Below are 23,209 nucleotides of genomic sequence, written 5' to 3'. Positions count from 1 at the left end.
AGAAAAACCCCGGCTTATGACACCGGGGTCTTTAGTTTGGACTGTGGACGACGATTAAAGATCGCCGAGCTTACCAAGCTGCTTCGCAACCAGATAATAGAAGGTGACGCGACCCTTGTTACGATCGCCCTTCATAACTTCTGCAACATGATTAACGACTTCGACGGCCTTGGCTTCATCCGCTACGCCAAGCTTCTTGTGAACCCAGCTGTCACGGACGCGCTTAAGTTCTTCAGGATCAGTTGCAGAGACAAGAGAGGAATCGCGATTACGCAGCGCAATGCCAAGATGCTTTACGATCTTCTCGACAACGGCTTCATCAGCAGCGGCATCATAACGACGGACATCCGCGAGATAGTCACTCATAGATTCACTCTCCTTCGATTGGCTTTAGCCCCGGTTAAACCTCCGCTACAGCCGGACAATGACAATCCCAATCCGGCATGCACCGATAGTCTTGTCAGGATTGACCAGCCTGCGATTGCTGTCAATGAAAAATGAACGCAAAAAGCGCAGACAAACGAGCGCCAACAACCTGTTAAATCACAACTCCCCTCTTCCAATCGTGGAGAAGGACGCCTATATACGTCGTGTCAGCGCAAGCTGACTATGGTGATAAACGGACGATGTAATAAACCTATTGGACCCGGGGGCGGTACCCGGCGCCTCCACCAGAACGCAAGAAGCAGTAAACGCGAGTTGCGCTGTGGCGGGGGCGAAATAGGATCGACAAGGGTGTAAAGATCGCTCTTTTGCTCGGCATGATACCACCGTTATCGGGTCAATTGAGTAGTTGCAAATGACAACAAAGCTCAGGGTTACGCTCTCGCTGCTTAATCGCGGTGCGGGAAACCCAACCTAAGTCCTTCTGGTTAGCACCTTGAGGCGGGGTTCGGAGGCACCTGGCAACAGAAGCCTCCACTTTTCCCATCTTTAGATTGTTGCCACTTCCGCTTCTGGCTGTGTTTTGCGTGCAAACACAACGAGGCTGAGCAGAAATGCGATCAGTGAACAGATCGCAATACCGCCGATCATCGGTTTGGCAGAACCGTCAAAGAATGCGCCGGTTACACCAATCGCAATGCCACCAATGACGAAATGCAACGTTCCAAGCAGCGCCGATGCTGTTCCAGCAATAGCGCCGTGATCTTCGAGAGCCAGCACAGCGGTCGTTGGAATGACAAGCCCCAGAAAACCGTAGCCAACGAAAAGAAAGCCAGCGATCAGCCAGAGGCCGGTATGCCCCATCAAGACTGCCGCAAACATAGCAAGCATAACAGCTGCAAAGCCTGAAACAGCGACCTGCATCACACGACGCAATCCAAAACGTGCACCCAAGACACCATTGAGCTGTGAAACGCTGAAGAACGAAACGGCATTGATGGAAAACGCAATTGCATACTGGCTTGGGCTGAGGCCGTAATGATCAATCAGAATAAACGATGAGTTAGCCAAATAGACAAAGAATGATGCGATGCCGAAGCCGCCAATACAGGCCAGCCCCATAAAGTAGCGATCCTTGAGCAACCGACCATAACCCGCAAGCGCGCTGCTGATATTGCTATCAAGCCGCGCTTCGCTACCCCTCGTCTCTTTAAGCGCGGTTGCTATCAACACAACGCCTACAATGGCCGCCACGAACACAGCCCAGAAAACACCGCGCCAGCCGAAAAAATCGATAAGAACCGATCCACTCAACGGTGCGAGAATGGGCGAAATTGAAAAGACGAGCATAAGCAGCGACATCAGCCTTGCTGCATCAACACCTGTGTGAAGATCACGCACAATGGCACGCGGGATGACCGAGCTTGCCGCTGCACCCAACCCTTGAATGAAGCGGAACAAGACCAAAATATCGATATTGGTCGCAAGTGCTGAACCGATACTACCGACAGCAAACAGCGCCAGTCCGCCGTAAAGCGGGAGCTTGCGCCCCACCATGTCCGACAGGGGACCAACAAAAAGCTGCGCAAGCGCCAAAGCAATGAAGAATGCCAAAAGACTCATTTGCACCGCACCCGTCTCCGCATGGAGATCGGTCGCGATGGTTGGCAATGCAGGCAGATACATATCAATGGCAAATGGGCCGATTGCCGAAAGAAGGCCAAGGATAATCGCGTTGCGCACGAGACCTGAAGTGGGAGAGCCTGAACTCATTGGGGGCGTACTTTCATCAATGTTTCGTGAGTCGCCCGTTACGAGTTTGGTTCCCGCACATCGCTTGGGAGCATGGCTAAGCCGGGACCAAATATCGCAACTAGGCAACTATCCACATGTTTATGCTACATAATTTCGCGACATTTGCGATATTCCCAGCCCCCAACCGGGTATCGTAATCTCTCAAAAGCGTGTAGCCATCCCCATAATGGACGAGTTTTAATAACTGTTTTGACACTACTGTAAAATTAGACACTATTGTCCAAACCGTCAAGCCGCATTATGTTATGGATATGAAACCTACTGACATGCTCGATAATGCCGTTCTGGCAGACAGACGCCCTCTCCTTTCTGAAGGGGCAAATTCTGCGTCCGCAAAATCGGGATTAAAACCCGGTCAATGTATGAAGCGCGACTTCATTCTTTGCGCGGCGGCACGCGTTTTTTATCGGGATGGGTTTCAGGGCGCCAGCATCGATCTGATTGCCAGCGAAGCAGGCGTATCGCGTCAGACCATTTACAATCACTATAAGGACAAAGAAGCGCTGCTGGCAGCTGTCGTTGACGACGCCTTCGATAGAATGTCGTCTGGTCTGTTTGCTGTACTAGCTACCTTTCCTCAGTCCGGTGAAAACCTTGAAGAAAATCTGGTCGCCTTCTCGATCAGGATGAGCCGCAATTGCGTGCATGATTCTTCAACCGTGTTTTTGCGCAAACTGTTTCAGTCCGATGAGGATGCTCTGCCACTGCATGGCAATGTTTGCAGCAATAAAGGCCCGGCACAGGCCGTTCCAGCTATTGCCGCACATCTTGCGCGTTTAGCTCTGGCTGGAGATCTGGTCATTGAAGACCCTGATTTGGCAGCACGACATTATCTGGCGCTCATCAATGCGGATATTCATTACCACTTGCTAACTGGTCAGGCTGTTGATGATTCCATCATTGAAAAAAGCGCGATCAACGGTGTTCGCACCTTTTTGATGGCCTTTGGTGCGCGCGCGTAAGCATTTCCGCACCTCACCGGCCTCACTTTTTTCTTGATATATTTTAGATTCGTCAGAGAACAAACTTGACATCAACCTGCGAATCCGTGGGATAAGCAATCTATGGTTCAGGATCTCATCCGTTACGATATTCTCGCTCAGGAAGCCCTCCGTGGCGTCATTCGCAAGGTTCTTGCGGAAGTGGCAGCGACTGGCTTGCCTGGCAATCATCACTTCTTCATCACGTTCCTTACTGGAGCGCCCGGTGTACGCATTTCGTCTCGGCTTAAGGAAAAATATCCTGAGCAGATGACAGTGGTGTTGCAACACCAGTACTGGGACATGGTTGTCACCGATCAGCTGTTTGAAATCGGCTTGTCTTTCGGTGATGTGCCGGAAAAACTGACAATTCCATTCTCCGCCATTCGTGGCTTCTACGATCCATCGGTCAACTTTGAACTTGAGTTCGATGTATCGGTTGTCCAGCCAACAAGCGATAACGACGAAGGTGGTAATGTCTCGTCTATCGAATTGATCTCGTCCGAAGACACACCTGAAAAGGCAAAGCCTAAATCCAAATCGCGCAAACCTGCTGCTGAAAAGGGTGAAACCGCTGCAAAGGACGAGCCCGCATCTGAGGATGACGAAGCTGAAGCCAAACCATCGGCAGATGTGGTGTCGCTTGATTCTTTCCGTAAAAAATAAGCACCGTCTTCATTAGAGATAGCAAACACCGGCTGAGCATTCCGCCGGTGTTTTTTTATAGCAGTCGTGCTGCTCTTGACTTCGATCAAAGCATCTCAACAAATGCTCTGTAAAACTGGGTTCACAAACAACGCATCACAGGACAGGCCCACCATGTTGCGAATTATTGCTCAGATCGTTCTTTGGTTTAGCGGTATTATTGCCGGTTTCTTCGTCGCTAAAGACACACCAAACTTTCCGATGTGGCAAATGACTTTCGGACTATTGCTGCTCGTGGTACTTTCGCTGATCATCTGGTGGATGACCAATCCAAAATCACCGAACAAATAACACCACGCCCACTGATATTCATGGCAGGCATTCATGAGTGAAATTATCAATCTGCGCCAGTTCAAAAAAAACAAGGCGCGTGCCTCGCGGGAAGAACAAGCTGATCAGAACCGCATTCTGTTTGGCAGGACAAAAGCCGAAAGAAGCTTCGCAAAAGAAGAAACGCGTAAAGCCAATAGTTTTCTCAAAAACAATAAGCTTGAGCCAATTAACAAGCCGAAGGCTGAAGAGTGAGCGGCTCCGTCAGCATTACAGGACGGCTCAAAAAGCGCTCTGTGAGTATTCGTGGTCATGCAACAAGCTATACGCTTGAAGACCCTTTTTTCGAGTTGCTTGAAGAGATAGCAAACACGCGGCAAGTGTCTGTCGCATCGCTCGTAACAGAGATTGACGGACAGCGCGAACGCAGCGTCAATCTCTCTTCCGCTCTCAGGCTCTATATCCTCGACTGGCTAAAATCGAAAATTCAGTCTCAAGGCTGAGAATTCGGCACAACATTTGGCGCCTGCTCCAGATCTTTCAAAAACTCATTGAGTGACTGACCGCCCTGCCCATTTAATTGCGCAGGTGGATTGCTTCCCTCGGCTGGCTTCTGTGCTTCCAATGCATTTCTGGCAGCCTGTTCACGAGCCTCAGCCCCTGCTTTTTTGCGAGCCTCTTCCTCAAGACGCACACGCTCTCGCTCTTTGGCATCAGAAGCCAGCAGGTCCAGCTGGCGTCTCAGCCGCTGCTTTTCCATTATGCTCGCCTGCATCGCTTCGACCCGTTCCTGCTCACGCTCCAATGCGCGCTGCGTCAGAAACTGAACCAGCGGCTGCCTATCAAATTGAACCGTGGGATCGTCATAAGTTCCGCCGATAGTGTAACGAAGGCTTGGTGTCGTAGAAGGCTGCGCATCATCCGCTTGCTCATATGCGAAACTGCCCTCACCACTGAGACCCAACGTAGACAGATTAAGCTGCATATCGCCGCTCAATGTTGCGTCTCCCGTTGCAAGACTGATTGGCGAAAGTCGTGCAATGCCCCCTGCAACCGTGAAATCAAAACGCGGATTACCAACCGCAAACCGACCCTGACCAATTGCTTTATCGGTCAATGCGCCAAACGCCTTCGCATCCAGCTGCGTGGCACCCGCGGGCTGATCGCCCAGGCCATCAGCCTCAGTCAACATTGCCGGAAAGGCCGTCTGATCGAGGCCATTAATGACGAGATTCTCAACATCAACGCTGCCTGAACCCGCAAGAGACGCAACCAGTTCGGCGACATTCGAGCCGCTACCATTCAAAGTCAGAGCAGCTTTGATCGGTCCGTTCAATGGGCTGCTGCCCGTCGAAGAATGATAGAAATCTTCAAGTCGCGCACCACTCCATTTAAGATCAGAAGACAGCAGCGCAGTTTTATCGTTGTTGCGTAGAGAAACATTGCCAACCAGATACCCGCCAGCCCAGTTTCCGGTTAGCTCATTGAGCGCCAGCCCGTCCATATTCTTCTGAACGCGCGTGGAAAAATCACTTACGGTTCCAAAGCCATCCATATGTGCTTGCGATGCTGTCAGCTTCATATCCATCAGCAGGGGCAAAGATGGGCGTGTTGCAAATGGTGTACTTGGCCAAATAGAAGCCTTACGCGGCGAAGACGGCTCAAGTGCATCCTGACCAAGCATGATCGCTGCAAGGCTGCCAAGTTCAACAGAGTTCAGCTTTGCCTCACCTTTGAACTGAGGAAGTCCACTGTCTGAGAAGTTCGCTTCAAGACGGGCGGAGATATCTTCGCCACCAAGCTTACCCGCGAAATTCGGGAATCGAAGCAAACCTTTGGCAAACTGGAAATCACTCGACAAATCAGCAGACAGTCCTTCGCCAAATCCCGGAAGCGTATAACCCGCTGTCGCGATAAACGGTTGCAGATCAGCAGATTTCACCTGAGCCTTGCCGCTCGCAGCAATATCACCGCCAACCATCGACAAAATACCATCCGCAACAGCCGTACCGTCAGGCGCAGTCAGCCTGAGTTGCGTTCGCATACCAGCACTCGGCGCGCCCTGCATGGTAAGATCAGCCGTCAATTCACCAGCAAGTCCCAGCGGCAATGTCGGAACACCCAACAAAGCCAGAACCGTCTCGCCATTGGTGGAAGACGCAGTTCCATTGAGCTGCATTTGCATGGGATCGTTTTCAGCGCTTCCGCCGCTGGTCGTGCCGGACAGGTCAAGCTTCATACCGCCTGCTTTGCCCGTCACACTAAACGATGCCTCGCCACCCTTTGCAGGTGTTTTTGTGGGCACTTCCTTAGCGCGTGATCCTTTGGTACTTCCCGCAACCGGCGCAGCAACTACACCATTGCCGGTAGGTGCTACGGCATTAGCAATGATATTTATCTCCGTATCCTCAAATAGACCGGGATAATTATCTGCTCGCGCTGAAAGCGAACGGAAAAATGGAACTTGCGGATGCCTATGCGCAGCGAGTGTCAGAAAATGCGACAGATCAGCGGAAAGCAAAGTCGCATCAAGCTTGCCTGACGGCGTTGCAGCAAAAGGCTCATAGGTACCTGTTGCGGTCAGCGTCGTGCCTGCAACATCATTGACCATCAAACGGTCAAAATCAAAACGGCCATTATGAATACGAACAGCAAGATCAACACTTGCCGCTTCCATATCTTCATATTGAACAGGGCCAGCGGTGAAACCAATATCAAGCGCCTGTCCATCAAGTGAAGCAATGCCATGACCACCTGAGAAAAAGCCGGTAAATGCGCGGAGCGCGTTGCTATCAACTGATCCACCCTGCAACCGCAACGTAATCGCTGGTTCGGCAGAACCAGCGACTTGCCGCAGGAATGTACCTTTCAGCGTCGTTTGGCCCATCCCGACTTCAAGATTATCAATACTCTGCATGCCTTCACGCAAATTCACCTTGCCTGAAAAGCCCACGCTATCGAGTTTACGAATGGATTCATCGACAGTCTCGTTCAGCCATGCTGCAAGCCCGGATGGCTGGCGTGACGCAACCAGCATATCGCCTTCAAAGCCGAAATCTCGCCCGACCGAAAGCCTGCCTTTGGCCTCAATCTTTGTACGGCCCGGCAGATCGGCTTCAAACTGACCGATATTCCAGCCATTGCCATCAGGCTCCGCACTGATCGTCACGGAACGAATAGTTGTGCCACCGGCTATTACCGCAGGCAGCCGCAAATCAACATTGCCGGGCATTCCGGGGATCGGCAATTGCTCAAGCATACGCCGTAACGTCTCAAGGCGTTCGCCGTCGGCGACGGGTGCTGGCTGCTGATCCTGTGTCGTCTCTACCGGACCCCAGAAAATCTGTTGGCCATCAGCGCTGATTTCAAAATGTGGCTTATCTCCGTAATCAATGAGTGCCTTGCCGTTCACCACATAGGGATTGTCGGCTGGCCCCTGCTCCATGCGAAACTCGCTGGCATCGAAATGGCTTTTGTTTGCCGAAAACTTGCCACTGACACGGAGGTCGCTGAAAAATGGCTTCTCAATGGGTGTTTTCTGGTTCTTGGCAACCGATGCAATCGCATCAGCAGAACGGAGTGAAAAGCTGCCAGCATAGTTCAGGCGACCATCATCAAGCGTAATATCACCATCGGTCTCAAACGACGCAGGCACAGCTTCGGGCGATATGCGCACACGAAGGCGCAGAGAACCGTCCGGCTTGGCTTCGCCGCTCGTAAGATCAAGCGCCAGCTTCTGTCCTTCAACTTCCAAAGTACCGTTGGCAATCCACGGCCCTGCAAGACTATTAGCAGAAAGAACCGCATCTATATCGCTGGCATTATGAACACGTCCGCTCGCTTCATCGATGAGGGTCGCCGTGCCATCCGTAATTGAGAGACGCTCGACTTTGATCTGTGCTGGATCAAGTGGAGTGGAGGGACGAATGGCCCAATCAACCTTGCCATTCTTGTCGAGCGAAATAATCGTATTGGGGCGCTCAACGCGCATATCAAAAATCAGCAACTGGCCGCGCAAAAACGGCATCAGTTCCGCATCCATCGAAAACCTGTCGACGGTCATCACCGGATTTGCATTGTCTGCACCAACCCGCACATCAGAAAATGTCACAGATGGAAACGGCAAAAGCCTGGCGCTGACATCACCTGTCACATGAACCGGACGCCCGAGAATCTGGCTTGCCTCGCGCTCGAACTCGGCACGATAGCCACTCCAGTCGACAAATGGCGGAACGACCAGCGCTGCGGTCAAAAGCAGCACCAGCAACCCACCCACGATGACGAATATGCGGCCCAAGCGAAACTCCGATAATATGCAGAGCGTGATGCAAATCTTGAATCACGCGATTTTTATCGGTGCAACATAGCGGGATCGATCCGGCGATAACAAGGCAAATTGCCTGCGCAATCGCTGATTCACCCGCGACATTGAATCGCCTTCTTAAAAAGACGATTCAAAAGACTGATTTGAATCAGGAAATCAGGATTTTTCCCGGATTCATGATGTTATCTGGATCGATCGCTTTCTTGATCATCCGCATGTAGTCGGTCGCGTCGCCAAGCTCCATGGCGAGATATTTCATCTTGCCCTGCCCGATACCATGTTCGCCTGTACAGGTGCCTTCCATGGCAAGCGCACGCTTTACCAGTCGATCCATAAACTCTTCGGCGCGCTCCATTTCCGATGTGTTGTCCGTATCGAGCAAAAGCAGCAAATGGAAATTACCGTCTCCGACATGGCCAACGACAGGAGCAATCAACCCGCTTTCAGCTAGGTCTTTTTCAGTCTCCGAAATGCAATCAGCAAGCCGTGAAATCGGCACGCAAACATCAGTCGAAACACCCTTCGCACCGGGACGCAAAAGGAAGGATGCCAGATATGCATCATGCCGCGCACGCCACAAGCGGTCGCGTTCTTCCGGATCATTGGTCCAGCGGAACTCGCCGCCACCATTTTCCGCAGCGATCTCGCCAAAGATTTCCGCCTGCTCGGCAACGCCGGTTTCGGTGCCATGGAACTCGACAAACAGATAAGGCTGCGCCTCATAAGGCAACTTCGAATGCAGGATCAGCGCTTCCATCTGAAGCTTGTTCACAAGCTCAATACGCGCAACGGGTATGCCCATCTGGATGGTTTCAATCACCGCACGACAGGCCGATTCAACATCCGGGAAGGGGCAAATCCCACCCGATACAGCTTGCGGGATACCCTGCAATTTTAAAGTCAGCTCAGTGATGATACCAAGCGTGCCTTCAGAACCGATCAGCAACCGTGTCAAATCATAGCCAGCGGCTGTCTTCTTCACACGTTTGGACGTCTCGATCAGGCGACCGTCGGGCATGATAGCTTTCAGCGCCAAAACATTCTCGCGCATTGTCCCATAGCGCACGGCATTGGTGCCAGACGCTCGCGTTGAGGCCATGCCGCCAAGGGTCGCATTCGCACCCGGATCGATTGGGAAAAACAGCCCGGTATCGCGCAAATATTCGTTCAATTCGCGCCGCGTAATTCCCGGCTCAATCACACAATCAAGGTCTTCTGCATGAACTGCCAGCACACGGTTCATCTGTGTGAGATCAATCGACACGCCGCCCGCTGGTGCATTCACCTGCCCCTCCAGCGAGGAACCCGCGCCAAAAGCTATCACCGGCACCTTATGCTCGGCACAGATACGGACCACATCCTGCACATCGTCAGTCGTTTGCGCAAAAATAACAATGTCGGGCGCCTGCGTCGGCACATAAGTCGTCGTGTGACCATGTTGCTCGCGGATTGCCTGTCCGGTCTGCGCGCGTTCACCAAACCGCTGCTTGAGGAGTGCAACTGCGGCTGCAATGCCCTCTTCATTACGCTGAAGGGCAACCACATTCTGAAGCGACATCGTTTATTCTCCGTATTTCAAATTATGCTGCGGCTAAGGCCAGCGCGACAGGATCCTGGCCCAAATGTTCGGCAATGGCACGCACGACAAGGTTATGATCTTCACGCTGCGGAAGGCCCGAAACAATCGCCGTTCCAATTACACCGGCACCTGCGACATGGATCGGAAATCCACCACCCGCCAAAGCATAATCGGCAACATCAAGCGCCTTATGTTCCGCAAACATTTTATCTTCGCGGTTTTGTTCCAGAACAAGGCGATAGCTCGAAGCGTGAAAGCGACGCACGACATTAAACTTACGCCGCAGCCATTCGGTATTGTCAGCGGTCGTTCCAGCCGTGGCTGCAAAAAACAAACGGCGATCCCAGAGCGAAATATCAATCGCAACCGCCAGCTTCTGTTTCACCGCAATATCGCGTAGCCGATGACCGAGGGAAAACGCATCATTCTCCGTAAAGTTTGTGAAAATAAGCGCCTGTTCCTGTCGGATTATCTGCTTGATATCGTCGCTTTGCGCCATGATCCGCTTTCTCCCCAAAACTATTCCCAAAACAATTATTGTGTTCTTTTGCGCCCTCATTCACATGATTGCAACCGTTGAACACCACCATCAAACTTGATTGATTGAGCGCAAGCGGCTAGTGGAACTGCATGGCTCAGAACCCAAATATTGATGTACCCGCACAAGGCGACCGCATACCGCAATTTGTGGAGACCGCAGTTTTCAAACGCGATGTTTTTTCCGAAACACGCGCAGGCTATTTTGCGGGCGATCCCGAGACAAGAATTATCCGCCGCGTGGTGAGTGCAGCCCCTTGGTGGTCGAAGCCTCTGGCATGGATTCTGGCGCGACGCGAAATTCGCGGCCTGAAAACCGTGCGCGGCATCGAAGGTGTTCCACAGCTTCTCTATACCGACAAAGACGGCCTCTATCGTTCATGGACGGAAGGCACACCGCTGCATCTTGCGCGTCCGGCGCAGCTCAAATGGTATCGCACCGCGCATCGCATTCTGCGTGATATGCGTCGCATGGGCGTTACCCACAACGATCTGGCCAAGCCACAAAACTGGCTGATGACGCCGGAAGGCGAAGCAGCGGTTATCGATTTTCAGCTGGCAAGTGTGCATCGCCGTCGTGGCGGATTTTATCGCTTGCTCGCCTATGAAGATTTCCGCCACCTCATCAAGCAAAAGCGCGCCTTTGCGCCCGATCTGATGACACCGACGGAAAAGCGTATTCTGGCGCGTCGTTCGCTGCCGTCACGCATTTGGCTCGCTACGGGCAAGAAGGTTTATAACTTCATCACCCGTGGCATTTTCAGCTGGTCCGATGGTGAAGGTACGGGCGACCGTATCGACAATGAAGGCCCGGCCATCATGGCTGCGCTGAAATCAGACCCGCGTGTGAAAGACGTAGCGCTCGCGCTTTATTCACTGCCCGCCAAAGGCGTCGGCCTCTATGCCTTCGTTGAAACTGCAGATGCAGACGAAAAAAGCCTGCGTGCGCGTCTTAAGGGCACAAAGCTTGAACTCATCCAGCCGGTTGCGCATTTGCCGCGCCGGGAAGATGACACGATCCGCGACGATATTCTGCGCCTGATCGCCATGAACCAGATGACAGAGCTTGATGAGCTGCTGCAACGAGAGCCGGAAATGCGCGGCCTTGTCGAAGCACTTGCTTCGCAACGGCTCAATTTCACCGACCGTCGCATCTCACAGCTTGAGTAATTTAACGCTTTCGCTGGTTTTTGATCAACGAATCACTACATTCGGTAGCAATGTCTGATTTTCCCGATGATATGCCGTTCTTCGGCAATGAAACTCCTGCCGACCGCGCACCTGCTGCGACTGGCGGAATTGCCGCACGCGCCATGGCAGCACGCAACCAGCAGCGTGGCGAACCCGATTATTTAAAAGGCCTCAACCCTGAGCAGCGTCAGGCCGTTTTGACCACCGAAGGCCCGGTATTGGTTCTTGCAGGTGCGGGCACCGGCAAGACCCGTGTTCTTACCACCCGCATCGCGCATATTGTAACGACCGGCCTCGCCTATCCAAGCCAAATTCTCGCTGTGACCTTTACCAACAAGGCCGCGCGCGAAATGAAAGAACGTATAGGCCATCTGGTCGGCGGTGCTGTTGAGGGCATGCCTTGGCTTGGCACGTTCCACTCAATTGGCGTGAAACTGCTGCGCAAACATGCAGAACTGGTGCATCTCACGTCTGATTTCACCATTCTTGATACAGATGACGTCATCCGTCTCATCAAGCAGCTTATTCAGGCTGAAGGTCTCGACGACAAGCGCTGGCCGCCTCGCACTTTTGCGAACATGATTGATGGCTGGAAAAACAAGGGCTTTGGCCCGGCTGATATCCCCGAAGGTGACGCGCGTTCGTTTGGCAACGGCAAGGGCCGCGAGCTTTATCAGGCCTATCAGGAACGCTTGCGCACGTTGAACGCCTGCGACTTCGGCGACCTTCTGCTGCACCCGATCCGTATCTTCCGCAACAACCCAGACATTCTGCGCGAATACCACGCGAAGTTCCGTTATATCTTGGTGGACGAGTATCAAGACACCAATACGGCCCAATATATGTGGCTACGCCTGCTTGCTCAAAGGCCACAATCGAAAAGCACGGCTCCAGTCCCGGCCGATGGTCGGCAGACTTCAGCAGGCGTGAGCGACAATAAAGTTAACTTGTGCTGCGTGGGCGATGACGATCAGTCGATCTATGGCTGGCGCGGTGCGGAAGTGGACAATATCCTCCGCTTCGACAAGGATTTTCCGGGCGCAGTTGTGATCAAGCTTGAGCGTAATTATCGTTCGACAGCGCATATTCTTGGCACGGCAGCACATCTGATTGCCCACAACGAAGGTCGTCTCGGCAAAACGCTTTTCACCGAAGCGCCGAATCCTGACGATCCAAAAGTCAAAATCCATGCGGCATGGGATTCGGAAGAAGAAGCCCGTGCCGTTGGCGAAGCAATCGAACAGGCGCAGCGCCAAGGGCATATGCTCAACAATATGGCGATCCTCGTGCGCGCTTCTTTCCAGATGCGCGAGTTTGAAGATCGCTTTGTGACGCTTGGCCTCAACTATCGGGTTATCGGCGGACCACGCTTCTATGAACGCCTCGAAATCCGCGATGCCATGGCCTATTTGCGTGTTGTGGCCCAGCCTGCAGACGATCTGGCGTTAGAGCGCATCATCAACACGCCAAAGCGTGGCCTTGGTGAAGCGGCAATTCGCCTGATCCACGACTATGCACGCGCGCGCGACATCTCGATGTTCGCAGCCGCTTGTGATCTGGTGGAAACCGAAGAGCTGAAACCAAAACCACGTTCAGCGCTGCGCGAAGTGGTCAATAACTTCCGTCGCTGGCAAACGCTTCTCGACAACACCCCACATACAGAACTCGCAGAAACCATTCTTGATGAGTCGGGCTACACTTCCATGTGGCAGAACGACAAATCGGCAGAAGCACCGGGACGCCTTGAAAACCTCAAGGAACTGATCCGTTCCATGGAGGACTATGAGAGCCTACGCAGCTTCCTCGAGCACATCGCGCTCGTCATGGATGCTGAGCAAAATACCGATATGGATGCGGTCAACATTATGACGCTCCATTCTGCGAAGGGGCTTGAGTTTGAAACCGTCTTCTTGCCCGGCTGGGAAGAAGGCCTGTTTCCGCATCAGCGTGCACTTGATGAAGGTGGTCGCTCCGGTCTCGAAGAAGAACGCCGCCTCGCTTATGTCGGCGTGACGCGTGCGAAAAAGAACCTGCATATCTGGTTTGTTTCCAACCGCCGCATCCATGGCATGTGGCAGTCGACCATTCCTTCACGCTTTCTGGAAGAGCTTCCAGAAACGCATGTCGAAGTGGCGGAAATGGAAGGCAATTACGGCGGCTATGGCAATAGCGGTTACGGACAATCGCGCTTCGACAAGGCTGACCCGTTTGAAAACTCCTATGCAACGCCCGGCTGGCAGCGCGCGCAACAAAACCGCTCCGATGCAACGCGTAACAATTGGGGCTCACGCTCCGGTGCAAATGTCGAACGCGTCGGCTATGGCGAAACTGATTCCGGCTTTGGTGCGGGTCGCGGCTCGATAAAAGGGCGCACGATTGACGGCGAACTGGTTGCAAAATCGACAACCGATAAGCCATCCGCCTATTTCGTCGGCGACCGTGTATTCCACATCAAATTCGGCAATGGAACAATCTCGACTATCGATGGCAATAAGCTGACCATCGACTTCGACAAGGCCGGACAAAAACGCGTTCTCGATAGTTTCGTCCAGCGCGCTTGATTTTTTAAGATAAAAAGCCGGAGTTTACTCCGGCTTTCCTTTTTCCCAGGTCACATCGCCTTTGAAGAGCGGAATGGTCGATAGTGATGTCTTAGCCGAGCCATCCTGAACCTGTGTCGCATGGGCGAGATAAAGAAGCGTATTGTTCTTCTGGTCATAGATGCGGGTGATAACCAGCTTCTTCCAGATCAGACTGGTGCGCTCAGCGAAGACCCGCTCACCACCCTTACCAAGCTTAATGTCGCCAATGGTAATGGGCCCGGACTGCTCGCAGGAAATCGATGCGTTGGACGGGTTTTCAAACCAGTTGCCCTTCTGCAAACGGTCGATAACTCCGCGCGAAAAAGATGCCAGATAGCAGGTCACGCCCTGCACCTTCGGATCCTGAACCGCATCAATCGCAATATCATTGCCGAGCCAGTCAACACCGACCTTGCCAACTTCTTCTGCCGATACAGCGGCAGAAGCGCCGAGCAGCAACATTGGCGCGACAAGCAATCCCACGAACCTGTTCATCTTTGACATTCGATCTCTCCAGCAACTTCTGTCTGAAAGGTGGAGTAGCAAATCAGGCATTGCAAGAGAACAAGCCTCAACCGCCCCATTTTTCCAAAAACGCGTCGATTTCAAGCGTCTGAATATCAGGAATTGCATCATAAAGCTTTTCTACCGGCCAGTCCCACCAGCATAGAGCCAGCAATCGATCTATGATGGCATCATCAAAGCGCTTGCGGATAATACGAGCTGGCACACCGCCGACAACATGATAGGGCGCAACATCTTTGGTCACCACAGCATTCGCGCCGATCACGGCGCCATGACCAATATTGACGCCGGGCGTAATTACAGCGCCATGGCCAATCCAGACATCATTACCGATTGTCACGCGTTTGGCCTGTCGCCTTTCACGGAACGCACCGTCCACGCCCAGATAGCGAAAATATTCATTCGGACGATAGCCCACCTTATGGGTCGTCAGCCGTTCCATCGGATGCTCAAGTGCATTGATCCGCACATTGGAAGCAATCGAGCAGAACTTACCAATCTCAGCGTAAATGCCTTCACTGTTGCGCTCTAAATAGGTGAAATCACCGACCGTCACTTCGCGCAGGATTACACGCTCACCAATATCGGCATAGCGTCCCAACTTGGAGCTTTTCAGCTGTGCGGTCGAATGAATGCGCGGTTCACTATTCTGGAAACGAAGGTCTTCGCCCTGCGTCATTTCAAAACTTTCTGAAATCTTTGTACTCTGCTAGACTGGATCTATCGTTTCAACATAAGATGCGCTCGTTAAATAAGCGCTTTCCTATTGCATAACGATGTAAACACTAAATAGCGCGCTTATCTGCGATAAATGCAAAACAAAATTCAAGGCTGACCGGACATGAAAAAATTCCTGCCCATCTTTATCTTCGCCTTCATCATTGTGATAGTTGGCGCTGCGGGCTTCAATATGATCCGTGATCGTAATTCCGCCGATCAGCCTTTCGGCGGTCCGTTCAATCTCGTGTCCATGGATGGCAAGCCTTTCACTGAAAAAGAACTGCGCGACACACCTTCCGTGGTTTTCTTTGGTTTCACCCATTGCCCTGATGTGTGCCCCACCACGCTTTACGAACTGGACGGCTACTTCAAACAGCTTGGACCAGAAGCATCTGATATTAAAGCTTATTTCATTTCTGTGGACCCAGAACGCGACACACAGGAAATCATGAAAACCTATGTAAGCAACGTGTCGGACCGCATCATCGGCGTGACCGGAACACCTGAAAACGTTGCGGACATGGTGAAGTCCTACCACATCTACGCCAAGAAGGTTCTGACCGAAGACGGCGAATATACAATGGATCACACGGCTTCAGTTTTCCTTCTCGACAAGGGCGGCCGCTTCCGTGGGACCATCGCCTATCAGGAGAACCCAGATACTGCTATGGAAAAGTTGAAGAATCTGGCCAAAGGCCGCACAAACGGGTAAACAAAGCTTCCAATTCGATTTGAGAGCTTATTATCCATGCCCCAATCACGACTCTTCTTTTCGGCTGACAAGACGGAAGCCGAACGAATCTATGACATCATCGAGCAAGCATTCGAGGATGAGGCCTTCCCGATTGCGATTACCGAAATCGATGAAGACCGTCAGATTTTCGAAGTTTCCGTCTATACCGAAGATGGAGCCGAGGAACTTGCAGCGCGTATCGACGCTCTGGTGGGTGCTGGCAAATTTGAAACTGAAGAGCTGCCAGACATCGACTGGGTCACACACTCGCTCTCAGTCCTGAAACCTGTTCGTGCCGGGCGCTTTTTCGTGCATGGCTCGCATGATAGCGACAAGCTGCAAGCCGATGATATTCCGATTTTGATTGATGCTGGCCTTGCTTTCGGCACCGGCCATCATGGCACCACTTCGGGTTGCCTCGAAATGATCGAGGAAGTTGTCGAGCGCGAGCATCCAACCAATGCGCTTGATCTCGGTACCGGCTCAGCTGTTCTGGCCATTGCCATTGCCAAGCTTGCGCCAATCCCGGTTCTCGCTACTGATATCGATCCAATCGCCGTTACGGTTGCCGCTGAAAACACCGTCCTTAACGGTGTAAGTGAACATGTCGTCACGGCAACTGCCGAAGGCTTTGATCATGCGATCTTCCGTTCCTACACACCGTTTGATCTGATCGTCGCCAATATTCTCGCGAATCCGCTGATGGAACTTGCACCGGCACTGAAATCACATCTGGCACCGAGCGGCTCAATCATCCTTTCCGGCATTCTCGACAGCCAGCATGACATGGTGCTTGCCGCTTATCAGGCACAGGGGCTAACCCATCAGAAAACCTTCCACCGCGAAGGCTGGGTCACGATTCACCTGAAGTAATAGCTTTCCATTATTTATTGCGAGTTACGCTCATGGCTTTTCAGACTTTTGATGTAACCACCGATCCGGCCAATGGTGCACCACGCGTTGCCAAACTGCGCGAGAAGCTTGCCGAACAGGGGCTCGACGGCTTTCTCGTTCCGCGTGCTGATGAGCATCAGGGCGAATATGTGCCGCCACGTGCACAGCGCCTTGGCTGGCTCACAGGTTTTACCGGTTCGGCGGGTGCAGCACTGGTCCTCAAGGATAAGGCTTTCGTCTTCATCGATGGCCGCTATGAGTTGCAGGTTCGCAATCAGACGGATGGTAATGTGTTTTCTTATGAAAGCCTCGTCACCAATCCGCCTGCAAGCTGGCTCGCCGAAAATGGTAAAGGCCTGACAATTGGCTTTGATCCGTGGCTGCATACGATTTCCGAAGCATCCGCCCTGCGCGACGCTTTGGAAAATCAGGGCGGAAAGCTGGTGCCGGTTGCACATAATCTGGTTGATCTCATCTGGGATGATCAGCCGGAAGCGCCACTTGCGCCGGTCACAATTCAGCCAGCCCGTTTCTCGGGCCACGAGGCTGAAGACAAGATCAAGGAAATACAAAAGGCCGTAGCAGCAACAGGTGCAAGCGCAACCGTACTGACCGACCCTTCATCGGTTGCCTGGGTGTTCAATATTCGTGGCAAGGATGTCTCCAACACGCCTCTGCCCCTGAGCTTTGCCATCATCCCGGCAGAGGGTGAGCCGGAACTGTTCATCGACGAGCGCAAGCTTGCCATAGAACCCCGCGCCTACCTCACGCAGCTTGCGAAACTCTGTGAACCCGCAAAGCTTGAAGGTCATTTGAGTGCGCGCGCAGCAGAAGGCGAAACCATTCTGCTCGATCCAGCGCTAGCTGCGGAAAAGATTCGTCTGGCGGTAGAAGCCGCTGGCGGTCACGTCATTCATGGCAAAGACCCTGCCCGCTTGCCTCGCGCCATCAAAAACAAGGCAGAGCTTGACGGTTCCCGCGCAGCACATGAACGTGATGGCGTCGCCATGGTCAATTTCCTGTCATGGCTTGATGGCGAAAAGCCCGGCACAGTTGATGAAATCTCAGCAGCGCAAAAGCTGGAACAAAGCCGCGACAAGGCTGGCCACGATTTCCAGATGCCGCTTGAAGACATTTCGTTTGATTCGATCTCCGGCGCAGGCCCGGACGGCGCAATCATCCATTATCGCGTCAACACCGATACAAACCGCAAGCTTAACGATGGCGAGCTTTATCTGATCGATTCCGGCGCTCAGTATCGCGATGGCACGACGGATATCACGCGCACAGTTGCAGTCGGCACCATCACGCCTGAAACCATCCGCTCTTTCACGCTTGTGCTGAAGGGCATGATCGCGATCACCACCGCACGCTTCCCCAAAGGCACACGCGGACAGGACATTGATGTGCTGGCACGCATCGCGTTGTGGAAACAAGGTTTCGACTATGCGCATGGCACCGGCCACGGCGTCGGCAGCTATTTGTCGGTGCATGAAGGCCCGCAGAGCATTTCCAAGAAAGGCGTGCAGGAGCTTTTGCCTGGCATGATCCTTTCCAACGAACCGGGCTATTACAAGCCGGGCGCTTACGGCATCCGCATTGAAAACCTGATCATCGTGAAAGAAGCAGAAGTGCCAGCAGGCGGAGAGCTTCCGATGATGAGCTTTGAAACGCTTACCTTCTGCCCGATCGACCGCCGCCTGATCGACAAATCACTGCTCACGCAGGAAGAGCTGGACTGGCTGAATGCCTATCATGCAAGCGTGCGTGATAAGCTTATCACGCACCTGGATGAGGCGCAGGCTAAGTGGCTCGAAGCAGCAACCGCTGCGCTTTAAACCGGAAAGAAATGGCGCAGCGCGATCAAAAGCGCTGCGCCTGCAAAAAACATCGTCATCATGCTAACCCGCAATGATAACAACACGCAGAAGACCAGTACCAGCAATTCGCGCCAGCCATGATCCGACGCAGGTGCTGCAACAATTGCGGTCAGAACGGCCGCAGGCACAGCATTCAGCGCTGCTTCAACGCGATAATGCACACGCTCAAAACGCGATAAAATCAGGTGTCCGCCAAAGCGGGTAAGATAAGTGCACAGCGCACCTGCAAGAATGATCCAGATCGTCGTGGACATGGTCTATGCCTCCCCTTTTTGCGGTTTTGCGAGAACAGCGGCCAACACAACCCCACCCATTGCGCCGAGCGTCACGTGCCAAGGCGAACCGACAAACTTGTAAGCCGCCACTGCACAAACAGCACTGACGATGACAACCGGCCACCAGTGTTCGCGATGACGAAAACTCATCACCATGCCTAGGAAATAGATTGGCAGCAGAAAGTCGATCCCAAGCGCATAAGGATCGGAAATCAGATTGCCAAACAGCGCACCAATAAGCGTCTCGATCAGCCAGCAGATATAGATCGTGAGGCCAAGCCCCATATACCATGCGAAGCTGATTTTGCGGCCCGCCTCTGCGCGAATTTCAACTTCAGCATATTGCGGATCGACCAGCAAAAAGAACGCAAGTGCCTTCTGCATGAATGTGAAATGGCGGATACGCCGCCCAACGGTTGCCGAATAAAGCACATGCCGGAAATTGACCGCAAAGATCGACAGCACAATCATCCATGGCGCTATATTCTGGCCGAAAAGATCCAGCCCTACCATCTGACTGGCGCCTGCGTAGATCATTCCGCTCATAAAAATGGCTTCAGCAATGGTAAATCCGTTGTCTATTGCAACAGCACCAAACAACAAACCGAACGGCGCACCAGCTGCAACGATAGGCAAGCCACGTTTAACACCACCCCAGAACTCGCTGCCTGCTGACGCAGGTGCTGGCCGAAAACCCTGATCCACGATTAGCACTCCTCACTCATGGAGTGCTTAGAGAATTTCGGGCCAAGTTGAAATCAATTTTCGATAAAAATCATACTATTAGAATATACGCGCAGCATTTCAGCATCACTGATAAAAACGAGTGATACTGAAATGAATTATTCTGATGCTTGCGGAACCGTGCCCTCAATCTTCTTGATCCAATCAATCAGCGGGCGGGACTGCTCAGCAAACTTGACCAGCCGATCAGCAAGATCAGGGCGCGTGATGCTCTCCGGGTCAAGTTCCATCCGCACAGCAAAATGTCGGTTGCGAATGCCCTCAAGAAGATCAGCATCTGTCACGGTTTCAAAACCGCGTGGGGTCCGCTTCAGTCGCTCGTGATCGCTGATCTGCAAACCACTTTTCTTGAGCTTTGCCACGACCGCACGATATTCGTCTGGCTTTTCGGTAATTGCCTCGCGGATAGCTTGCAGCAGCTCTTTCTTCGGCCCCCACCACGCCACACCGGCATAACAATCGCGAATGCCCGGCAGACCGATGCAGACATAAAAGCAGCCGCTCTCGTCCCACTTCGCACCTGAGTTTGAGAGAAGCGCCGACAAATGCCGATTATAAGGCGCTTTGTCATGAGAAAACCGCGTGTCCCGCTTTATGCGGAACTGCGATTTCACCCGATCACCCTTGAACGGCAATCCAGCTTTTTCGAAGCGCGCCGTCAGTTCCTCAATCAGATCGCCAAGTGGCTCTTTCAGATGCTCTTCATACAGGTCTTTGTTTTCGACAAACCACTCGCGGTTCTGATGAAAATCAAGCGCTTTGAGAAACGGAATAGCCTTATCGCCAAAACCTTTGAACGGAGCCATCAGCCTTCTCCAACGAGTGCAAGCCACGTATCTTCATCGATCACTTCGATGCCAAGCTCTGATGCCTTCGCAAGCTTCGACCCAGCACCCGGGCCAGCCACCACAAGATCGGTCTTCTTGGAAACCGAACCCGCAGTCTTGGCACCGTGACGCTCAGCCATGGCTTTCGCCTCATCTCGCGACATGCGTTCAAGGCTACCAGTGAACACCACAGTCTTACCTTCAACGGGCGACCCTGTTGCCACGCGTGCCACTTCATTCAGCGGCTTTACCTCAGCCAAAAGTGCGTTCAGCACTTCCTGATTATGCGGCTCGGCATAAAAATCGACAACGGCTTCCGCAACAATCCCACCAATGCCTTCAACGGCAATCAGTTCCTGCCAGGCTTCATTGCCCTTATCGGTACGGTCGCCTTCTTTTGGCGAAACAGCTGTTGTTGCCGCTTCAGCAAACTTGTCGTAGGTCAGATAAGCCTTGGCAAAGCGCTTGGCATTCACTTCACCGACATGGCGGATACCAAGACCAAACAGAAAGCGATGCAGCGCAATCTCACGCCGGTCATTAATCGCATCATAAAGCTTCTTTACCGAAGTCGCGCCAAAGCCGTCGATGTTTTCAAGCTTCTTGAAGAGCGATGCTTCCTGTCGCTTTTGCAGCGTAAAAATATCCGCAGGTGATTTGATTTTCAGACTGTCATCTTCGGCATGGAAGAAAAACTCGACCTGCTTTTCGCCCAGACCTTCAATGTCGAAAGCGTTGCGCGAAACGAAATGGCGAATGCGCTCAACCGCTTGTGCAGCACAGGTCAGACCGCCCGTGCAACGATAGACCGCCTCGCCTTCTTCACGCACGGCATGGCTGCCACAAACCGGGCACTCGTGCGGGAAGTTGAAAGACACAGCATCAGCAGGACGCTTTTCCAGCACAACATCGACAATCTGCGGAATAACGTCACCGGCACGCTGCACGATCACCGTATCACCGATACGAATGTCATGATCGTCCTCGCGGATACGTTCACCCTTCAGGCCAATGCCCTTAATGTAATCTTCATTGTGCAGCGTTGCATTGGTGACAACCACGCCGCCAACAGTAATCGGTTCAAGACGCGCCACCGGCGTCAGCGCACCCGTACGTCCAACCTGAATATCAATGCCGCGCAGAATGGTCGTTGCTTGTTCAGCCGGGAACTTGTGCGCAATGGCCCAGCGCGGGCTACGCGAGCGGAATCCAAGCCGCGTTTGCAAATCAAGCCGATCCACTTTGTAGACAACGCCGTCAATGTCATAGTCGAGCTTGGCACGCTCAAGACCAATGGCGCGATAATGTGCGATCAATTCATCTGCACTTTGCAAACGCTTGGTCAGCGGATTGACCGGGAACCCCCATTCGCGGAACACCTCGACCATTCCATGCTGCGTATCAGCAGGCATTTCAGACATTTCACCCCAGGCATAGGCGAAGAACCTCAGCTTACGACTGGCGGTTACTTTCGCATCAAGCTGGCGCAGTGAGCCTGCTGCCGTGTTGCGCGGGTTGACATAGGTTTGCTTACCTTCTGCCACCATCTGCTCGTTGAGCGCGAGAAAGTCGCTCTTGGCCATGTAAACTTCGCCGCGCACTTCAACGATGGCTGGAACACCCGCCGGAAGCTTATTCGGAATTTCACCAATGGTGCGGATATTAGCCGTCACATTTTCGCCGGTCGTGCCATCACCACGCGTGGCCGCACTCACCAGAACGCCATTCTCATAGCGGATCGACATGGAAAGCCCGTCGATCTTCGGCTCTGCCGTGAACGCAATGGAATTATCCGGCATTTGGCCTAGAAAACGATACACGCTACCGACAAAATCCTGCACGTCTTCATCTGAAAACGCATTGCCAAGCGACAACATCGGTCGTGCATGCGTAATCTGAGCGAACTTGGAAACAGGTGCCGTGCCAACACGCAAGGACGAGCTGTCAGGCCGAACGAGATGCGGAAACCGCTCTTCAATCGCATCATTGCGCCGCTTCAGCGCATCATAGTCAGCATCCGAAATCTCAGGCCGATCATTGGCGTGGTAAAGCTCATCATGATGCGCAATTTCACGCGCCAGCCGCTCCAATTCTGCGGTGGCTTCAAGGTCGGTCAGTTTTTCGACGGAAATATCGGACATATGCGTGGCAAAACCTGCTGATTCAATTTTGCTCAACATAGCTAAGAAATGAGGCTGCGCATACAGCCGCGCGCAGTTACGAACACATGGTCACACTGACAGC

At 52.8% G+C, this 23,209-nt stretch carries 21 protein-coding genes and 1 other RNA gene; 11 read left to right on the top strand and 11 right to left on the bottom strand.

What is annotated here, in order from left to right; all coding sequences use genetic code 11:
• Positions 1-54 precede the first annotated feature (54 nt).
• A complete protein-coding gene (locus tag J2782_RS01620) occupies positions 55-366 on the bottom strand; it encodes a DUF2853 family protein (RefSeq protein ID WP_250038882.1) in 312 nt (103 codons plus the stop codon).
• A 187-nt stretch (positions 367-553) separates the two neighbouring features.
• Here J2782_RS01620 and ssrA point away from each other — a divergent pair.
• Positions 554-923: a transfer-messenger RNA gene (gene ssrA / locus J2782_RS01615) on the top strand.
• 10 nt (positions 924-933) lie between these two features.
• Here ssrA and J2782_RS01610 read toward each other — a convergent pair.
• The gene (locus J2782_RS01610; RefSeq protein WP_250038881.1) at positions 934-2,157 is read right to left on the bottom strand and encodes a multidrug effflux MFS transporter; all 1,224 of its coding nucleotides are present in this window, start codon (positions 2,155-2,157) and stop codon (positions 934-936) included.
• A 287-nt stretch (positions 2,158-2,444) separates the two neighbouring features.
• On the opposite strand from J2782_RS01610, the gene J2782_RS01605 reads away from it, so the two are divergent.
• From J2782_RS01605 to J2782_RS01585, 5 genes are all read left to right on the top strand, one after another.
• Positions 2,445-3,161: a TetR/AcrR family transcriptional regulator gene (locus tag J2782_RS01605; RefSeq protein ID WP_310009862.1), complete on the top strand. Its 717-nt coding sequence runs from the start codon at positions 2,445-2,447 to the stop codon at positions 3,159-3,161.
• Positions 3,162-3,263: 102 nt separating this feature from the next.
• Entirely contained in the window at positions 3,264-3,845 is a 582-nt protein-coding gene (locus J2782_RS01600) for an SspB family protein (RefSeq protein WP_310009861.1), read from the top strand.
• Between the two features lie 153 nt (positions 3,846-3,998).
• Positions 3,999-4,175, top strand: coding sequence for a hypothetical protein (locus J2782_RS01595; RefSeq protein ID WP_310009859.1), 177 nt, complete (start codon positions 3,999-4,001; stop codon positions 4,173-4,175).
• 33 nt (positions 4,176-4,208) lie between these two features.
• A complete protein-coding gene (locus tag J2782_RS01590; protein WP_310009857.1) occupies positions 4,209-4,409 on the top strand; it encodes a DUF4169 family protein in 201 nt (66 codons plus the stop codon).
• A complete protein-coding gene (locus tag J2782_RS01585) occupies positions 4,406-4,657 on the top strand; it encodes a ribbon-helix-helix domain-containing protein (RefSeq protein ID WP_310009856.1) in 252 nt (83 codons plus the stop codon). The genes J2782_RS01590 and J2782_RS01585 overlap by 4 nt, the downstream gene beginning before the upstream one ends.
• Here J2782_RS01585 and J2782_RS01580 read toward each other — a convergent pair.
• The 3 genes from J2782_RS01580 to J2782_RS01570 form a co-directional block, all read right to left on the bottom strand.
• The gene (locus tag J2782_RS01580; protein WP_310009854.1) at positions 4,648-8,451 is read right to left on the bottom strand and encodes an AsmA family protein; all 3,804 of its coding nucleotides are present in this window, start codon (positions 8,449-8,451) and stop codon (positions 4,648-4,650) included. The two genes, J2782_RS01585 and J2782_RS01580, sit on opposite strands and share 10 nt — an antisense overlap.
• Positions 8,452-8,626: 175 nt before the next feature.
• Positions 8,627-10,036 (bottom strand): FAD-binding oxidoreductase, encoded by a 1,410-nt coding sequence (locus tag J2782_RS01575; RefSeq protein ID WP_310009852.1) that lies wholly within the window; start codon positions 10,034-10,036, stop codon positions 8,627-8,629.
• Positions 10,037-10,058: 22 nt separating this feature from the next.
• Positions 10,059-10,556: a heme-degrading domain-containing protein gene (locus J2782_RS01570; RefSeq protein ID WP_310009850.1), complete on the bottom strand. Its 498-nt coding sequence runs from the start codon at positions 10,554-10,556 to the stop codon at positions 10,059-10,061.
• Positions 10,557-10,687: 131 nt separating this feature from the next.
• Here J2782_RS01570 and J2782_RS01565 point away from each other — a divergent pair, with 131 nt between their 5' ends.
• The gene (locus tag J2782_RS01565; RefSeq protein ID WP_310009849.1) at positions 10,688-11,764 is read left to right on the top strand and encodes a serine/threonine protein kinase; all 1,077 of its coding nucleotides are present in this window, start codon (positions 10,688-10,690) and stop codon (positions 11,762-11,764) included.
• 50 nt (positions 11,765-11,814) lie between these two features.
• Positions 11,815-14,346, top strand: a complete 2,532-nt coding sequence (locus tag J2782_RS01560) for an ATP-dependent helicase (protein WP_310009848.1) — start codon at positions 11,815-11,817, stop codon at positions 14,344-14,346.
• Positions 14,347-14,370: 24 nt separating this feature from the next.
• On the opposite strand, the gene J2782_RS01555 is transcribed toward J2782_RS01560, so the two are convergent.
• Both J2782_RS01555 and J2782_RS01550 read right to left on the bottom strand, forming a co-directional pair.
• Positions 14,371-14,871 carry a CreA family protein gene (locus J2782_RS01555; protein ID WP_310009846.1) on the bottom strand — a complete coding sequence of 167 codons (501 nt, stop codon included), beginning with the start codon at positions 14,869-14,871 and terminating at the stop codon, positions 14,371-14,373.
• 67 nt (positions 14,872-14,938) lie between these two features.
• Positions 14,939-15,571: a DapH/DapD/GlmU-related protein gene (locus tag J2782_RS01550; RefSeq protein ID WP_310009844.1), complete on the bottom strand. Its 633-nt coding sequence runs from the start codon at positions 15,569-15,571 to the stop codon at positions 14,939-14,941.
• A 162-nt stretch (positions 15,572-15,733) separates the two neighbouring features.
• Here J2782_RS01550 and J2782_RS01545 point away from each other — a divergent pair, with 162 nt between their 5' ends.
• The 3 genes from J2782_RS01545 to J2782_RS01535 are packed head-to-tail and all read left to right on the top strand — an operon-like array spanning position 15,734 to position 19,077.
• Positions 15,734-16,324, top strand: a complete 591-nt coding sequence (locus J2782_RS01545) for an SCO family protein (RefSeq protein ID WP_310009843.1) — start codon at positions 15,734-15,736, stop codon at positions 16,322-16,324.
• Positions 16,325-16,360: 36 nt separating this feature from the next.
• A complete protein-coding gene (locus J2782_RS01540) occupies positions 16,361-17,218 on the top strand; it encodes a 50S ribosomal protein L11 methyltransferase (RefSeq protein WP_310009842.1) in 858 nt (285 codons plus the stop codon).
• A gap of 32 nt (positions 17,219-17,250) precedes the next feature.
• Positions 17,251-19,077 (top strand): aminopeptidase P family protein, encoded by a 1,827-nt coding sequence (locus tag J2782_RS01535; protein ID WP_310009841.1) that lies wholly within the window; start codon positions 17,251-17,253, stop codon positions 19,075-19,077.
• Here the strand turns inward: J2782_RS01535 and J2782_RS01530 are convergent.
• The 4 genes from J2782_RS01530 to ligA form a co-directional block, all read right to left on the bottom strand.
• On the bottom strand, positions 19,074-19,373 hold the full coding sequence (locus J2782_RS01530; RefSeq protein ID WP_250038865.1) for an AzlD family protein: 300 nt from the start codon (positions 19,371-19,373) through the stop codon (positions 19,074-19,076). The genes J2782_RS01535 and J2782_RS01530 overlap by 4 nt on opposite strands.
• A 3-nt stretch (positions 19,374-19,376) precedes the next feature.
• The gene (locus J2782_RS01525; protein ID WP_310009840.1) at positions 19,377-20,099 is read right to left on the bottom strand and encodes an AzlC family ABC transporter permease; all 723 of its coding nucleotides are present in this window, start codon (positions 20,097-20,099) and stop codon (positions 19,377-19,379) included.
• Between the two features lie 137 nt (positions 20,100-20,236).
• Positions 20,237-20,944 (bottom strand): DUF2461 domain-containing protein, encoded by a 708-nt coding sequence (locus tag J2782_RS01520; protein WP_310009839.1) that lies wholly within the window; start codon positions 20,942-20,944, stop codon positions 20,237-20,239.
• Complete coding sequence (gene ligA, locus J2782_RS01515; RefSeq protein ID WP_310009838.1) at positions 20,944-23,106, bottom strand: NAD-dependent DNA ligase LigA; 2,163 nt, start codon at positions 23,104-23,106, stop codon at positions 20,944-20,946. Before ligA ends, J2782_RS01520 begins: the two co-directional genes overlap by 1 nt.
• Between the last annotated feature and the right edge of the window lie 103 nt (positions 23,107-23,209).

Source organism: Brucella pseudogrignonensis (assembly GCF_031454375.1).
In the GTDB taxonomy this organism is placed as follows: Bacteria; Pseudomonadota; Alphaproteobacteria; order Rhizobiales; family Rhizobiaceae; genus Brucella; species Brucella pseudogrignonensis_A.
This window is presented reverse-complemented; position numbering and strand designations above follow the sequence as displayed.

Excerpts from the sequence above, each read along its gene's own strand:
- J2782_RS01520 (WP_310009839.1), bottom strand. The coding sequence starts at position 20,944 with ATGGCTCCGTTCAAAGGTTTTGGCGATAAGGCTATTCCGTTTCTCAAA.
- J2782_RS01600 (WP_310009861.1), top strand. The coding sequence starts at position 3,264 with ATGGTTCAGGATCTCATCCGTTACGATATTCTCGCTCAGGAAGCCCTC.
- J2782_RS01555 (WP_310009846.1), bottom strand. The coding sequence starts at position 14,871 with ATGTCAAAGATGAACAGGTTCGTGGGATTGCTTGTCGCGCCAATGTTG.
- ligA (WP_310009838.1), bottom strand. The coding sequence starts at position 23,106 with ATGTCCGATATTTCCGTCGAAAAACTGACCGACCTTGAAGCCACCGCA.
- J2782_RS01620 (WP_250038882.1), bottom strand. The coding sequence starts at position 366 with ATGAGTGACTATCTCGCGGATGTCCGTCGTTATGATGCCGCTGCTGAT.
- J2782_RS01610 (WP_250038881.1), bottom strand. The coding sequence starts at position 2,157 with ATGAGTTCAGGCTCTCCCACTTCAGGTCTCGTGCGCAACGCGATTATC.
- J2782_RS01595 (WP_310009859.1), top strand. The coding sequence starts at position 3,999 with ATGTTGCGAATTATTGCTCAGATCGTTCTTTGGTTTAGCGGTATTATT.
- J2782_RS01605 (WP_310009862.1), top strand. The coding sequence starts at position 2,445 with ATGGATATGAAACCTACTGACATGCTCGATAATGCCGTTCTGGCAGAC.
- J2782_RS01575 (WP_310009852.1), bottom strand. The coding sequence starts at position 10,036 with ATGTCGCTTCAGAATGTGGTTGCCCTTCAGCGTAATGAAGAGGGCATT.
- J2782_RS01540 (WP_310009842.1), top strand. The coding sequence starts at position 16,361 with ATGCCCCAATCACGACTCTTCTTTTCGGCTGACAAGACGGAAGCCGAA.
- J2782_RS01570 (WP_310009850.1), bottom strand. The coding sequence starts at position 10,556 with ATGGCGCAAAGCGACGATATCAAGCAGATAATCCGACAGGAACAGGCG.
- J2782_RS01530 (WP_250038865.1), bottom strand. The coding sequence starts at position 19,373 with ATGTCCACGACGATCTGGATCATTCTTGCAGGTGCGCTGTGCACTTAT.
- J2782_RS01550 (WP_310009844.1), bottom strand. The coding sequence starts at position 15,571 with ATGACGCAGGGCGAAGACCTTCGTTTCCAGAATAGTGAACCGCGCATT.
- J2782_RS01590 (WP_310009857.1), top strand. The coding sequence starts at position 4,209 with ATGAGTGAAATTATCAATCTGCGCCAGTTCAAAAAAAACAAGGCGCGT.
- J2782_RS01565 (WP_310009849.1), top strand. The coding sequence starts at position 10,688 with ATGGCTCAGAACCCAAATATTGATGTACCCGCACAAGGCGACCGCATA.
- J2782_RS01560 (WP_310009848.1), top strand. The coding sequence starts at position 11,815 with ATGTCTGATTTTCCCGATGATATGCCGTTCTTCGGCAATGAAACTCCT.
- J2782_RS01545 (WP_310009843.1), top strand. The coding sequence starts at position 15,734 with ATGAAAAAATTCCTGCCCATCTTTATCTTCGCCTTCATCATTGTGATA.
- J2782_RS01535 (WP_310009841.1), top strand. The coding sequence starts at position 17,251 with ATGGCTTTTCAGACTTTTGATGTAACCACCGATCCGGCCAATGGTGCA.